12 protein-coding genes are annotated in these 13,632 nt (G+C 74.4%); 5 read left to right on the forward strand and 7 right to left on the reverse strand.

Annotated elements, in window-relative coordinates:
• The first annotated feature begins 151 nt into the window (after positions 1–151).
• Positions 152–427 (forward strand): hypothetical protein, encoded by a 276-nt coding sequence (locus ACRB68_RS19345; RefSeq protein WP_153534077.1) that lies wholly within the window; start codon positions 152–154, stop codon positions 425–427.
• 311 nt (positions 428–738) lie between these two features.
• Here ACRB68_RS19345 and ACRB68_RS19350 read toward each other — a convergent pair whose 3' ends face one another.
• Positions 739–1,404, reverse strand: a complete 666-nt coding sequence (locus ACRB68_RS19350; RefSeq protein ID WP_207709735.1) for a TetR/AcrR family transcriptional regulator C-terminal domain-containing protein — start codon at positions 1,402–1,404, stop codon at positions 739–741.
• A 59-nt stretch (positions 1,405–1,463) separates the two neighbouring features.
• Here ACRB68_RS19350 and ACRB68_RS19355 point away from each other — a divergent pair, with 59 nt between their 5' ends.
• On the forward strand, positions 1,464–3,041 hold the full coding sequence (locus ACRB68_RS19355) for a CocE/NonD family hydrolase (protein ID WP_153534079.1): 1,578 nt from the start codon (positions 1,464–1,466) through the stop codon (positions 3,039–3,041).
• A 723-nt stretch (positions 3,042–3,764) separates the two neighbouring features.
• On the opposite strand, the gene ACRB68_RS19360 is transcribed toward ACRB68_RS19355, so the two are convergent.
• Both ACRB68_RS19360 and ACRB68_RS41375 read right to left on the reverse strand, forming a co-directional pair.
• Entirely contained in the window at positions 3,765–5,195 is a 1,431-nt protein-coding gene (locus ACRB68_RS19360) for a DEAD/DEAH box helicase (protein ID WP_153534081.1), read from the reverse strand.
• Between the two features lie 278 nt (positions 5,196–5,473).
• Positions 5,474–5,677, reverse strand: a complete 204-nt coding sequence (locus tag ACRB68_RS41375) for a cold-shock protein (protein WP_328594532.1) — start codon at positions 5,675–5,677, stop codon at positions 5,474–5,476.
• Positions 5,678–5,960: 283 nt separating this feature from the next.
• Between ACRB68_RS41375 and ACRB68_RS19370 the strand changes: the two genes are divergently transcribed.
• Positions 5,961–6,185 carry a hypothetical protein gene (locus tag ACRB68_RS19370; RefSeq protein WP_153534083.1) on the forward strand — a complete coding sequence of 75 codons (225 nt, stop codon included), beginning with the start codon at positions 5,961–5,963 and terminating at the stop codon, positions 6,183–6,185.
• A gap of 131 nt (positions 6,186–6,316) precedes the next feature.
• Here the strand turns inward: ACRB68_RS19370 and ACRB68_RS19375 are convergent, their stop codons facing one another.
• The 3 genes from ACRB68_RS19375 to ACRB68_RS19385 all read right to left on the reverse strand — a co-directional run bounded on the left by ACRB68_RS19375 (position 6,317) and on the right by ACRB68_RS19385 (position 10,348).
• Positions 6,317–8,656 carry an ABC transporter permease gene (locus ACRB68_RS19375; RefSeq protein WP_153534085.1) on the reverse strand — a complete coding sequence of 780 codons (2,340 nt, stop codon included), beginning with the start codon at positions 8,654–8,656 and terminating at the stop codon, positions 6,317–6,319.
• The gene (locus tag ACRB68_RS19380) at positions 8,653–9,387 is read right to left on the reverse strand and encodes an ABC transporter ATP-binding protein (RefSeq protein ID WP_153534087.1); all 735 of its coding nucleotides are present in this window, start codon (positions 9,385–9,387) and stop codon (positions 8,653–8,655) included. Before ACRB68_RS19380 ends, ACRB68_RS19375 begins: the two co-directional genes overlap by 4 nt.
• A gap of 67 nt (positions 9,388–9,454) precedes the next feature.
• Positions 9,455–10,348 (reverse strand): LysR family transcriptional regulator, encoded by an 894-nt coding sequence (locus ACRB68_RS19385; RefSeq protein WP_153534089.1) that lies wholly within the window; start codon positions 10,346–10,348, stop codon positions 9,455–9,457.
• Between the two features lie 120 nt (positions 10,349–10,468).
• Between ACRB68_RS19385 and ACRB68_RS19390 the strand changes: the two genes are divergently transcribed.
• On the forward strand, positions 10,469–10,978 hold the full coding sequence (locus ACRB68_RS19390) for a nuclear transport factor 2 family protein (protein ID WP_153534091.1): 510 nt from the start codon (positions 10,469–10,471) through the stop codon (positions 10,976–10,978).
• Positions 10,979–11,012: 34 nt separating this feature from the next.
• Positions 11,013–11,618, forward strand: a complete 606-nt coding sequence (locus ACRB68_RS19395; RefSeq protein ID WP_328594421.1) for a response regulator transcription factor — start codon at positions 11,013–11,015, stop codon at positions 11,616–11,618.
• Here the strand turns inward: ACRB68_RS19395 and ACRB68_RS19400 are convergent.
• The gene (locus tag ACRB68_RS19400; protein WP_153534095.1) at positions 11,538–13,628 is read right to left on the reverse strand and encodes a sensor histidine kinase; all 2,091 of its coding nucleotides are present in this window, start codon (positions 13,626–13,628) and stop codon (positions 11,538–11,540) included. The genes ACRB68_RS19395 and ACRB68_RS19400 overlap by 81 nt on opposite strands.
• Between the last annotated feature and the right edge of the window lie 4 nt (positions 13,629–13,632).

The raw sequence follows: 13,632 nt of genomic DNA on the forward strand, positions 1-13,632 counted from the left end.
ACCCGCACCCGCACCAGGAGCAACTACCAAGCCACCTCACACGGCCCACCCCGCACAGGGAGCAGCCACTGAGCAGAGGGGCAAGCCGCGCCGAACGTCCAGACGGCGGGCGCAGCCGTGGCGCGCGCAGCTCGGTGAAACGATCGGTCCCATGGGCGGCGACGCATCGCGGTACTCCGATGGCCAGAACACCGGCTGGCACCTGATCTGGTTCGGCCCCTACGAACGGGTCGCAGGAACCTTCCCGGTGACCCGCGAACAACTCCTGCAGATCCGCCATCTGTTCGACTGTGGCGACGATGAGTGGTTCGCCTTCTCCTACCGCGTCGAGCCTCACCACTGGCCCACGCTGCATCGCGTGCTGTCCTGTCCACAGCCGGCGCCGCAGTACGACTACTTCATCGAGGGCTATGCGGCAGACCGGTAAAGCCGACCTTCGGAAGATGCAGCCGGGTTCACCGTCCTGCGAGCTCCGGTTAAAACCGCACACCCTCCGCAGGCATGGAGTCGCTCGATTCGCGTGCGCGCGACTAGGCAAGCCGTCCTCATGCAAACGCATCCCATGTCTGCGCGAGGAGTGCCTTGGGGGAGGCGGTTCGGAGGCAAGCCGCTGATCGTTCGAATGGCGGGGTGATCTTGGTGGCTTGAGCCGTGCAGGGATCGACCGTCGGGCCGTCCTTGGCGGGCGGTGATCCGGGGCCTCGTGGGGAGGCAAGCCGGGCAGGGGAGCGGAGCGGGTCAGGGGACCAGGCCGTCGATCATTCGGGCGAGGAGGCGGTCGAAGGTGTCTCCGGGGGGAGCGGCGTCCGGGGAGGCCAGTGCGGCGGCGAGGTGCGGCAGGGAGCCGTCCTCGACGGCCCGATGCAGGTAGCGGGCCTGCGCCTGTGCGTCGCCCGCCACGTCCCGCTGCGCGATCTCGTACGCGGTGTGGCTCGCCACGAAGCCGGTGAGCAGCGAGAACACCTCCAGCCCGGCCGCGCCGGCCAGGCCGGCCGGTTCCAGGACGGCCAGGGCGTGCTCCAGCGTGCGCAGCGTGTTCGGGCCGAGCGTGCGGCGGGCGGGCAGCACGCCGGGCAGCCACGGGTGGGCCAGCATGATCTCCCGCTGGGTGTGCGCGAGCGCGCGCAGGTCGGCGTGCCAGTCGCCGGTGGGCTCGGGCAGCGGCCGGGCCCCGCCGGCGTGGTCGATCATCAGCTCCAGCAGCGTCTCCTTGTCGGGCACGTAGGTGTACAGCGACATGGTGCCCGCGCCGATGCGGGCGGCGACCCGGCGCATGGTGACGGCGGCGGCGCCCTCGGCGTCGGCGAGCGCGACGGCCGCCGCGACGATCTCGGCGCGGGTGTGCGCGGGCGGGCGGCCGACCCGGGCCCGGGTCGGGGTCAGCCAGAGCTGCTCGGGGTCCACGACGCCATCCTGCTATTCTCGTACAAGGTACGGGAAGTGTTCCCGTAAGGGAGGAAGCGATGGCCCCCCGATCCATGAAGCCGCCCCGGAGCGTCCGGCTGGCGCGCCGCACCCTGCGCGGTCTCCCCGCCGCCCGGTACGGCGCAGGCCATGAAGCGGGTCTGCGCGTGCCCGCCGCAGACGGAAGCCCCCTGCTGACCGACCACTACTTCCCTTTGGCCGAAGGGGATTTCCCCACGCTCTTGATGCGCTCGTCCTACGGCCGCGGTTTCCCGTGGGCGGCCCTGTACGGGATGGCCTTCGCCGAGCAGGGATTCCACGTCGTCCTGCAGAGCTGCCGGGGGACGGGTGGCTCCGGCGGAGACTTCCACCTGTGGCGCAACGAACCCGAGGACGGCCGTGCGGCGGTCGCGTGGCTGCGTGAGCAGCCGTGGTTCAACGGCGTCCTCGGCACGATCGGGCCGAGCTACCTGGCCTACACCCAGTGGGCCCTCGCGAGCGACCCGCCGCCCGAGCTACGCGCCATCGTGGCGCAGGTCCCCTTCCACGACCCGCACGCCGTCTTCTACAGCGGCGGTGTGCTCAATCTGGAGAACGCCCTGGCCGCGAGCGCCGCCATGGCCTTCCAGGGGCGCGGGACGCTGCCCTACCTGAAGGCGGTGCTCAGACTGGCGTGCCGCCTCAAGAAGGCGGCACGCACCCGCCCTCTCACCGACGGCCTGCGGGTCGCGTTCGCCGAGCCGGTGCCCTTCCTGGAGGAGGCCCTGGCCCATCCCGACTCGGCCGACCCGTTCTGGCAGGGCGCCGCCCTCGGCCCGGCGGACGTCCCGGCCTGCCTGATCACCGGCTGGTACGACCTCTGCCTGGAGCAGACGCTCCGGCAGTACGCGCGGCTGCCCCGCGCGTCCCTGCTCGTCGGGCCGTGGACGCACACCTCGGCCCTGGACAAGGGCGCGGCGGACGTCTTCGCCGAGAGCCTCGCCTGGCTGCGCGCCCACCTGTGCGGCGACGACTCGGGCCTGCGCAAGGAGCCCGTCCGGGTCTTCGTCGACGGCGAGCCCCGCGACCTGCCGTCCTGGCCGCCGCCCGGCACGCCCCGCGAATGGCGCCTCGGCACCGACCTCGTCGGCCCGGACGCGCTGCCGCTGTCCTTCCGCCACGACCCGGCCGATCCGACGCCCTCGATCGGCGGCCCGCTGCTGTCGCCGAAGGCGGGCCGCCGCGACGATACCGCCCTCGCCGCCCGCGCCGACACCCTGACCTTCGACAGCGGGCCGCTCACCGAGCCGCTGGAGATCATCGGCCCGGTCGCCGCCCGGCTGAGCGTCACCACGGCCACCGGCCACGGCGACGTCTTCGCGCGTCTGTGCGACGTGGACACCAAGGGCCGATCCCGCAACATCTGCGACGGCGTGCTGCGCCTGACCCCGGACGCCCCGGAGACCGTGACCGTCGCGATGGGGGCGACGGCCCACCGCTTCCCCGCCGGCCACCGTGTCAGGCTGCTGATCGCGGGCGGCGCCCATCCCCGCTTCGCCTGCAACCCCGGCACCGGAGAACCCGCACATACAGCGGTGCGAACGGTGCCGGTGGATTTCACGGTCTACGACCCGTCCGCGCTGGTCATGCCTGGTTGAGGTGTGTCGCCTGGCGGCGCCGCTGTCGGTCGGATTGTGAAGCGGTGCTGTGCTTGCGATGCCTGCGAGCCGGGTCTTAGGGCGAGCGGCGGACGGTGTCGGTGGCTTCGCAGCCCGTGCCTCGTCCGTGCTGGTTCTGCCTGAGGAGGGGGTGTGCTGGCGATGACGCCGCTGGCTGCGATGCGATGCCGTGCAGACTGGAGGCGGGGCTTGGCGAACCGCGGTGCGGATGGTGCCGGTGGGCTTCGCGGTTCACGCTCTGTCCGCGCTGGTCCTGTCTGGCTGAGGGGTCCGGTCGGCGGTCTCGGCTGCTGCTTGGGCGGGTTATCCGGCTGGTGGGGGGCGTTGGAAGCGAGCTTCTTAGGCCGGGACTTCAGGACACAGCCTGCCGGAGGGAAGTGCGGCCGTGTGCCACCGGCATCTGAGTGAGCGCGAGTGCGTTACCGACCCGGGCGGGGTGACGTTGGGGGCGAGCTCCGTCCAGATGATCGCGAAGCGGTGCGCACTCGTCCGAGCTTGGTCAAGGGGGAGCCGCCAGGCGTGAGGTAAACGCGGCGCAATCGCCCGGGGCTGGTCGGGGGGCGAGTTGTCAGGCGAGGTCTCTGGGGCAGGTTGCAGGCCGGTGCAGGTGCTCGGCGGGTTCCTTGGGGCGGTGATCAATGCGGCGAGGGGCCCCGCCGGTCGGCGGGGCCCCTCGGGGTGCTGGGGATCAGTGCTGTCCGGTCAGCCGCGGGCCGGGGTGCGGCCTCGGCCGCCTCGGGAGCGGCCGCCTCGGCGGCCGCGGTTGGCGGAGGAGGGCGCGCCGGCGGGCTTCTGCTGCTGCTGGGCCGGCGGGGGCGTCAGCACGACCGGGACGCCCGACGGCTCGCAGGCGCCGGTGATCGCGGTCAGTTCGGCGTCGCCGGGCGCGACGCGGGTGACGGTCGGGCTGATCCCGGCCGCGCGCATCAGCTGCTCGGTCTCGCGGCGCTGCTCGGGCAGCACGATCGTGACGACCGTGCCGGACTCGCCGGCGCGGGCGGTGCGGCCGCCGCGGTGCAGGTAGTCCTTGTGGTCGGTCGGCGGGTCCACGTTGACGACCAGGTCCAGGCCGTCGATGTGGATGCCGCGCGCCGCGACGTTGGTGGCGATCAGCACGTTCAGCTGGCCGGTGCGGAAGCCCTCCAGCGTGCGGTTGCGCTGCGGCTGGGACTTGCCGCCGTGCAGCGCGGCGGCGCGGACGCCGCGCGCCAGCAGCTTGCGGGCGAGCCGGTCGGCGGCGTGCTTCATGCCGACGAACATGATGACGCGGCCCTCGCGCGCGCCGATGTGCGCGACGACCTCCTGCTTGTCGGTCTCGGAGACGTGCAGGACGTGGTGGTCCATCGTGGTGACCGCGCCCGCCGACGGGTCCACCGAGTGGGTGACCGGGTCGTTCAGGAACTGGCGGACGAGCCGGTCCACGTTGCGGTCCAGCGTCGCGGAGAACAGCATCCGCTGCCCGCCGGGCTCGACCTGGTTCAGCAGCCGGGTGACCTGCGGCAGGAAGCCCATGTCGGCCATCTGGTCGGCCTCGTCCAGCACGGTGATCGCGACGCGGTCCAGCGCGCAGTCGCCGCGCTCGATCAGGTCGGCGAGCCGGCCGGGGGTGGCGACCAGGACCTCGGCGCCGCGGCGCAGCGCGGCGGCCTGGCGGGTGATCGACATGCCGCCGACGACGGTGGCCAGGCGCAGCCGCAGCGCGTCGGCGTAGGGGGTGAGCGCGTCGGTGACCTGCTGGGCGAGCTCGCGGGTCGGCACCAGCACGAGCGCGAGCGGGCGGTGCGGCTCGGCGCGCTTGCCGGCGGTGCGGGCGAGCAGCGCGAGGCCGAAGGCGAGGGTCTTGCCCGAGCCGGTGCGGCCGCGGCCGAGCGCGTCGCGGCCGTTCAGCGTGTTGGGCAGCGTCGCCGCCTGGATCGGGAAGGGCTCGGTGACGCCCTGGTCCGCGAGCGTCTTCAGCAGCGCCTCGGGCATGTCCAGGTCCTCGAAGGAGAAGACCGGGGGCAGTGCGGGCGTCGTGCTCTCGGGCATCGCGAACTCGCCGCCCTGCTGCTGCGGGCGGGAAGAAGAGGAGGAGGACGGCCTGGCGGGACGACGGCCGGGACGGGAGGGGCGCCTGCGGGGGTTGGTGGTCATGGTGAAGAAGACCTTCCTCGGAGATGGCGCGTGTCGAGGAGTGCTCCGCAACCCGGTCCGTCGGAAAAGAACGCCGGGCGAAGAAGTCGCAAGAACGAGCCGGGTGATATGGCACGGATCACACGCGGAACCGGTGGGAACGGGGTGTGATCGGGCCGAGCGGGCGCCGGAACGGCGGCCACGCGCGTGCGGCCCCGGCCGGAGGCCGGGGACCGCACGGGTGCGGGCGGTCGGCTCCCCGAAGGGGCCGGGACCGCCCGCGCACTGCAAGCCGAAGCTTAGGAGGCGACGATGTTCTCCGCCTGCGGGCCCTTCTGGCCCTGGGTCACGTCGAAGGAGACCTTCTGGCCTTCCTGGAGTTCCCGGTAGCCCGAGCCGCCGATGTTCGAGTAGTGAGCGAAGACGTCGGGGCCGCCGCCGTCCTGCTCGATGAAACCGAAGCCCTTTTCAGCGTTGAACCACTTCACGGTGCCGGTAGCGATGATCTGTTCTCCTTGTGAGGCACTGTGGGGCTCGCCTCTCGCGGGCCCCGTAGCTGCAGTTCCCACCCGATGGGGGCCGGAAACAAAAAGTGCGCCTGAGGTCAAGAACCAGCAGGCGCACACAGAGTCCATGGGAACCGCAACTGAACGTCACGGTAGCACATCGTCGTGGGAGGGCAAGCCCCCCGCCGCGGCAAGTGCGACGGCGCGATCACGCACGGTATCGGTATCGAAGTGCACAACTTCGGTCCAGACGCGCCCCGGACAGCGCATACTGGTATTGATGAAAACTTCCCGTGCAGTCACCAAGCGTCACCTGCCCACCAGCCCCTTCAAGGCTCCGGAGGCGCCCGCGCCGCTGGAGGTCTTCGCTGTCGACGACCGCGTGAGCCACGACAAGTACGGCCTCGGCCGGGTCATCGGCGTCGACGACTCCGCCGTGCTGGTCGACTTCGGCCCGCAGAAGGTCCGCGTCCCGGCCCCGTTCTCCAAGCTCTGCAAGCTCTGATCCCCGCTCCGCTCATCGAGGAGGGGGAAGCGCCCCCATGCTGCGGCGAGACTCTGTCCGGAGCCGCCTGACCCATCCGTCCACCGCGAAGAAACCCCAGGCCATCTGACCTGGGGTTTCTGTGGTTGCGGCTACTCGCGGGCGCCGAGCACGGCCGCCGGGGCGGCGCGCAGCGCGGCGCGGGCCGGCAGCGCGGTCGCGGCGAGGGCGAGGGCGCCCGCCGCCGCGACGATCCCGGCGAACACGCCGGGCGGGAACGCCGGGCTCGAGCCCGTCATGCCGGCACCGAACCCGGTGAGTGTGACGAACGCGATACCACCGCCGAGGGCCGCTGCCAGCAGTACCACCGCGAGCGTCTCGAACCGCAGTGTGCGCAGGACTTGGCGGCGGCTCGAGCCGGCCAGCCGCAGCAGGGCCAGCTCGCGGGAGCGGCCCGCGACGGCCAGCGCCAGCGTGTTGACCATCGTGATGCCGGCGAACGCCACGATCAGGCCGAGTGAGAGATAGTTCACGGCGCTGCCGCTGTTCTCCCGGGACGCGGCCCGCACGGCCGTTCCGGTCAGTTTCACGCCCGGCGCGGCGACCAGCGCGGTCCCCATTGGGACGTCCACATGCGCTGCGACCAGCGGATACGGCAGCGTCAGGTCGCCGAAGCCGAGGCCGCGTTCGTAGACGGCGACGACGCGCAGCCGCACCGGCGTCCCGTCGGCCATCGCGATCGCGAGCGTGTCGCCGACCTTCTTGCCCAGGTGCGTGCGGACGGCGGCGGTCCCTTCGCGCAGGTCCGCCAGCGTCCCCGACACGACCTTCAGGTCCATCGTCTCGCCGAGCCCCTCGGTCGTGACGCCCTGCGCGCTGTAGGGCGAGCCGATCGCGCGCACGCGGGTGCGCAGCACCTGGGTGACGGCCCGCACGCCCGGCCGCCGCCGCAGTTCGGCGGCCTGCGCGGCGGTCATCGGCCCGAGCACGTGGCTCGCGCGGGTCCCGGCCCGCGCCTGTTCGGCGGCGGCGTTCTTGACGGTCGTCTCGGCGAACATCAGCGTGCCCGACAGCGCGATCATCAGGGTGAGCGGGCCGAGCACCGCCGCGGTCCGCCGCGTGTCGGCCCGCAGGTTCGCCGCGACCAGCCCGCCGGCGGGGATCAGGCCGAGGGTGCAGCGGGCGAGCAGCGGCCCGAGCAGGGTGATCGCGGTCGTCCAGGCCAGCGCGGTGAGCGGCGTCAGCGGCCCGGACGCCGCGTCGCTGTGCACCGAGGTCAGCACGAGCGTCAGCACGACGCCCGCCGCGACGGCGGCGAGCCCGGCCAGGACGCGGAGCCAGGGCGTCCGGCCCGGGGTGAGCGCGGCCTCGCCGAGCGCCTCCACCGGCCGCAGCCGGGCGACCCGCCGCGCCGAGACCCGCGCGGCGATCCACGCCGCCGGGACGGTCGCCGCGACCGCGGCGAGCGGCGCGAACGGGCCGAGCACGAGCGGCAGCTCGGCCGGGACCGCGCCGAGCCCGACGAACCGGCCGTGCAGCCACGCGCCGAGCGGCAGCCCGGCGAGCGCGCCGGGCACCGCCGCGAGCACGCCGACCAGCAGCGCCTCGCCGCCGATCAGCCGGCGCACCTGCCGGGGCGTGGCGGCGACGGCGCGCAGCAGCGCCAGCTCGCGTTCGCGCTGCTGGACGGTGATGCCGAACGTGCCGGTGACGGCCAGCAGCGCGACCAGCAGCGACGTGCCGCCGAGCGCGGCGCCCATGCTGATCAGCCTGGTGCGGGCGGCGTCGACGCCGAGGAACTCCACCTGGCCGCGGCCGTCGCCGGTCCGCACGACGGCCGCGCCGCCGACGGCGTCCCGGACGGCCTTGGCGGCGCCCGCCGGCCACACGCCGATCGCGGTCACCTGGCCGGGCCGGGCGGCGAGCCGCGCCGCCTCGCCGGTGCTGAAGAACACGCCCGCGTTCTGCCGGGACACGCCGACGACGGTGTAGGCGCCGGGCCCGGCGGGGGTGAGGACCCGCAGCCGCGCGCCGACCCGTCCCCGCGCCACCACGATCTCCCCGGCGGCCCGCGGGGCACGCCCCGCGCGCAGCGCGACGGGGGTGAGCGCGGCCGACTCCCAGCCGTGCCCGGTCGCCTTCCCGTCCGGCCCCAGCACGGGGACCGACACCTCGGGCACCGCCCGCTCGACGCCCGGCACCGACCGGATCCGCTCGGCCAGCGCCGCGGGGATCCAGGCCCGCGCGGTGTTCGGCTTGCTCTTGCGCTTGAACTCGCCGTCGCCCTTGTCCTTCAGGAAGTGCGACTCGGGGTCGCCGGCGACGATCACCGGCGCGCCCGCGTACCGGCCGGGGCGGGCGTGCCCGGCCAGGCCGGTGGTCATCAGCGTGCCGCAGGCGCAGATCATCGCGGCGGCGCAGAACAGGGCGGCGAACGCGCCGGCGAAGGACGCCTTGCGGTGCCGCAGCGCATGCAGGGCGAAGGAGATCATCGGACGTAGGCCCCCAGCCGGGTCATGCGCTCGGCGACCGCGCCGGCGGTCGGGGCGCTCATCGCGTCGACGATCCGGCCGTCGGCCAGGTACAGGACGGTGTCGGCGTAGGACGCGGCCACCGGGTCGTGGGTGACCATCACGACGGTCTGGCCGAGGGCGTCCACCGCCTCGCGCAGCAGCGCCAGCACGTCCTTGGCGGTCATGGTGTCGAGCGCGCCGGTCGGCTCGTCGCCGAACACCACCTCGGGCCGGGTGACCAGCGCCCGCGCGATCGCGACCCGCTGCTGCTGGCCGCCCGACAGCTGCCCGGGGCGGTGCCCGGCCCGCCCGCCGAGCCCGACCCGCTCCAGCACCTCGCCGAGCCAGGCCGGGTCGGCCTTGGCCCGCGCCATCCGCAGCGGCAGCGTGACGTTCTGCGCGACGGTCAGCGACGGCACCAGGTTGAACGCCTGGAACACGAACCCGACCCGCCGCCGGCGCAGCTCGGTCAGCCTGGTCTCGCTCAGCGTCGCCAGCTCGGTCCCGCCGAGCCGCACCGAGCCGGCCGTCGGGGTGTCGAGCCCGGCGGCGCAGTGCAGGAAGGTCGACTTGCCCGATCCGGACGGCCCCATCACCGCCGTGAAGCCGCCCTTGGGCAGCCCGACCGAGACCTCCCGCAACGCCGCGACCGCGCCTCTGCCCTTGCCGTAGACCTTGCTGACCTGCTCCAGCACCACTGCTTCTGCCATGCCTCCAACCCTGCCGAGGCGGGAGGCGGCGTCCCAGAGATCTCGTCATCGATCACCCATGACATCGTCATGGGTCCCGGCCGAGCAGCTCTGCCGCCGCCGCCGCGAACGCCAGCACCAGGGCGGTGGCCCGGTCCTCCCGCCAGAACAGCGACCACTCCACCGGCGGCGCGTCGCTGAAGGGGACGTAGGCGACGCCGGGCCGCGGGTAGTACCGCCGGGCCTGCGCACCGACCGGCAGGACGCCTTCCCCAGCACTGACGAACGCGAGGAACTCGTTGAGCGTCGAAGCCCGCGGGCCGGACGGAACGGGCCGTCCGGCGGGTGTCTCCGTAGGGCTGTGCCGTGCCGCGTAGGACGCAGGCAGCTCCCCGTCGTGGCGCAGCACCGGCACCCGCGCCAGATCCTCCAGCGAGACCGACGCGCGGCGGGCGAAGGGGTGCCCCGCCGGTACCGCGAGCATCGCCGCCTCGCGCACCAGGACGGGCCCGGCGGCGACGCCCGGCACGTCCAGCGGGCCCGCCGCCATGAGCAGGTCGAGCTCGCCGTCGCGCAGCAGCGGCCAGTCCCGGATCCGCACCTCCTCCAGCAGCACCCGGCTGCCGGGGTGCCGGTCGCGGAACGGCCCGGCGGCGTCGAGCATCAGCTGGCCGGCGGCCGCGCCGGTGAAGCCGACGCGCAGCGTCCCGGCCATGCCGCGGCCGTACCGCGTCGCGCGCTCCACCGCCGCGCCGATCCGGGTCCAGGCGGGCCGCAGCTCGGCGTAAAGCTCCGCGCCGGTCGCGGTGAGGGCGACGCGGCGGCTGGTGCGCTCGAACAGCGGGACGCCGATCCGCCGCTCCAGCCTGCGGATCGTCTGGCTGATCCGGGCGGTGGACACGTGCAGGCGTTCGGCGGTGCGGCCGAAGTGCAGTTCCTCGGCGAGCGTCAGGAACGCCTCCAGCTCGTGCCGCTCCAGCATCCGGCCTCCGATCGTTAAACCAGACTTCACGATCGTTGCAGCATGACACATTGATCATCAGCGGTCCGGAGAGCAGGGTGAAGGAGTCGGAACCACACGCCACCTGTATCGGAGCACCCCATGTACGTCACCGCCGACCGCGCCCTGTCCGCTCCGGCCGACGACGCGGACGCGACCCTTCGTGAACTCCGGGACCGGGTGGAGATCGTCGACGCGCTGCACCGGTTCGCCCTCGGCCAGGACCTGAAGGACCGGGACCTGTTCGCCTCGGCCTTCGCCGCCGACGCCGAGCTGGACTTCGCCCCGGCGGCCGCGAAGTGGGGCGCCGCGCCGCCGCTGATGACCGGCCGGGACGCCATCGTCGACACGATCCTCGCCCTGTTCGCCGGCCGGGTCGACACCACCCACCAGGTCACCAACGCCCGCGTGGCGATCGACGGCGACACCGCCCGCCTCACCGCGCTGGTGGAGGCCCAGCACCTGCTCACCGCCGACCACCGGGTGCACGCGCTGCTGAAGAACCCCTACGACGTGGAGCTGGCCCGCGACGGCGGCCGCTGGGTCATCACCCGGATGCGGATCGACAACACCTGGCTCACCGGCGACCCCGCGGCGATCTTCGCGCCCTGAGACCATGGACCCCGGCGACCCCCGGGGAGGACATGTGATCAGGCTGCTGATCGCCGAGGACCAGCACGTGGTGCGCGGCGCGCTGGTGGCGCTGCTCGGTCTGGAACCGGACCTGGAGGTCGTCGCCGAGGTCGGGACCGGCACCGACGTCGTCCCGGCGGCGCGGGCGCACCGCCCCGACGTCGCGGTGCTCGACGTCGACATGCCCGGCATGGACGGCCTCGACGCCGCCGCCGCGCTGCGCGAGGCGCTCCCGGCCTGCCGCGCCCTGATGCTCACCGGCAACGGCCGCCCGGGTCACCTGCGGCGCGCGCTGGACGCCAAGGTGAGCGGGTTCGTCCTGAAAACGGCGCCGCCGGACGAGCTGGCCGAGGCGATCCGCACCGTCGCGGCCGGCGGGCGCGTGCTGGACCCGAACCTGGCCGTCGCCGCGTGGGACCTGGCGGGCGACCCGCTGACGCCGCGCGAGAAGGACGTGCTGCGGATGACCGCGGACGGCGCCGAGCCCGCCGAGATCTCCGGCGCGCTGCACCTGTCGGCCGGGACGGTCCGCAACCACCTAACGGCGATCGTCGCCAAGCTGAACGCCCGCGGCCGCACCGACGCCGTCCGCATCGCCCGCGAGGCCGGCTGGATCTAGGCGCGCGGTCAGCCGGAACCGGTCGCCGTCGCGCCCCGCTTCCAGCCGGCCGCCGGCCGCGGCGAGCCGGGTCCGCAGGTTCCCGATGCCCGAGCCGGGCGGGGCGACCCGCGCGGGCGCGCCGTCGTTGGCGACGCTCAGCCCGTCCGCCCGGACGGTGATCTCGCAGTGCCGGGCGGCGCTGTGCCGCAGCACGTTGGTGACGGCCTCGCGCAGCACCGCGCCGAGGACGGTCGCGGCGGCGGCGGGCGGGTCGCCGTCGCGCGCCACCCGCACCTCGATCCCGGCCGCCTCCAGCACCGACCGCGCCGAGGCCAGCTCGGCGTCCAGGTCCAGCCGGGGCGCGGTGCAGGTGAGGGCGTCCATGTCGGCGCGGGCCCGGACCGCCATCGCGACCATGTCGGCGAACTCGCGCGCGGCCCGCGCCGGGTCGGACCGCTCCAGCCGCCGCGCCAGCTCGCCCTTCAGCAGGACCGCGGCGAAGGTGTGGCCGAGCAGGTCGTGCAGGTCGCGGGCCGCGCGCAGCCGCTCCTGGACGACGGCGGCGCGGGCCAGCCCGGCCGACGCGGCGCGCAGCTCGTCGGCCAGCTGCGCGGGCCGGACCAGCCCGTACACCACCAGCCCCGTCACCAGCGCGCTGATCACCGAGTTGGCGACGAGCGGCGCGCCCGCGCCGGCCGCCCACGCGATCACGCCCATGCTGACCAGTACCGCGCCGACCAGCGGCCACGCGGCGGCGGCGGGCAGCAGCACCAGCAGCGCGCCCGCCAGGTATCCCGGCGTGCCGCCCCAGGCCTCCTTGAACCAGATCAGCGGCAGGTAGCAGAGCAGCGCCAGGGGCAGCAGCGTCCACCGGCCGCGCGGCCAGAGGATCAGCGCGCAGCAGGCCGCCAGCAGCGGCACGGCGGCCAGCGCCTGCGCGGCCGACATCAGCAGCAGGCCCTTGACGCTCAGGCCGGTGAGCACGGTGGCGAGCAGCGCCAGTGACAGCCGGTGCTCGCGCCCGCCCGCGGGGCACGGCGGTTCGGTGGCGGTGACCTGGGCCGTCACCGCGAACCGGCCGTCGGGCTCCAGCCCGGCGGTGAGCCGCCCGCCGACCTCGGCGACCCGCGCGGCCAGGTCGTCCAGCGCCGCGGCGGCGCGCTCGGCGGTCCGCTCGCCGTCGCCGGCGACCCGCAGCACGAGCATGCCGCCGCGCTCGGCGGTCTCGATCTCGCAGCGCCGTGCGGTGCCCTGCCGCACCACGTCGGTGACGGCCTCGCGCAGCACCGCCGCCAGCAGCGTGCCCGCCTGCCCGAGCGGCTCGTTGTGCCCGGTCCGCACCGCCGCCTCGATCCCGGCGGACGCCAGCAGGCCCCGCGCGGCGGCGATCTCGGGCGCGAGTGACAGGCCGCGCAGGTCGGCGGCGGCGGACCGGACGGCGCCGAGCGACTCGCGCGCCGTCGCCAGCACCTCGCCGAGCCCGCCGGGCCGCGCCCGCGCGATGCGGTCCAGGGCGCGGCCGATGCCGTCGTCCAGCGTGGCGGCCATCGCGAGCCGCTCCTCCTCCACCGCCGACACCGCGAGCGCGAGCCGGGCGGCGTGCACCTCCTCGATCCGGCCGACGAACCCGGCCAGGCCGTAGGTGACCAGGCAGGTCAGCGCCACCGTGATCGAGATGCCGAGGGTGCCGTCCGCGGTGCCGTCCCGCACGGCCTCGATGACGACGGCCGAGACGGCGGCCGCCGCCGCCACGCGCCACGCGCCGTCCAGCAGCAGCGCCGCCATCAGCAGCCCGAGCATGCTCGCCGTCACCTCGAACGGCAGCACGGCGGTGTAGGTCAGGGCGGCCTGGACGGCGGTGGCGGCCGGCGTGCGGAGCCGCTCCAGGCGCGGCACCAGGTAGCGGAGCTGGAGCGCGAACACCGGCAGCACCGCGACCGCCGACCAGGGCCGGGAGAGCAGGTAGACGCCCACCATGCTCGCCAGGACGGCGATCGCGAGCGTCCGCGCGACACGGGGCTCGGACATGTCC

This window comes from Actinomadura macrotermitis (assembly GCF_009604375.1).
Classification (GTDB): Bacteria; Actinomycetota; Actinomycetes; order Streptosporangiales; family Streptosporangiaceae; genus Spirillospora; species Spirillospora macrotermitis.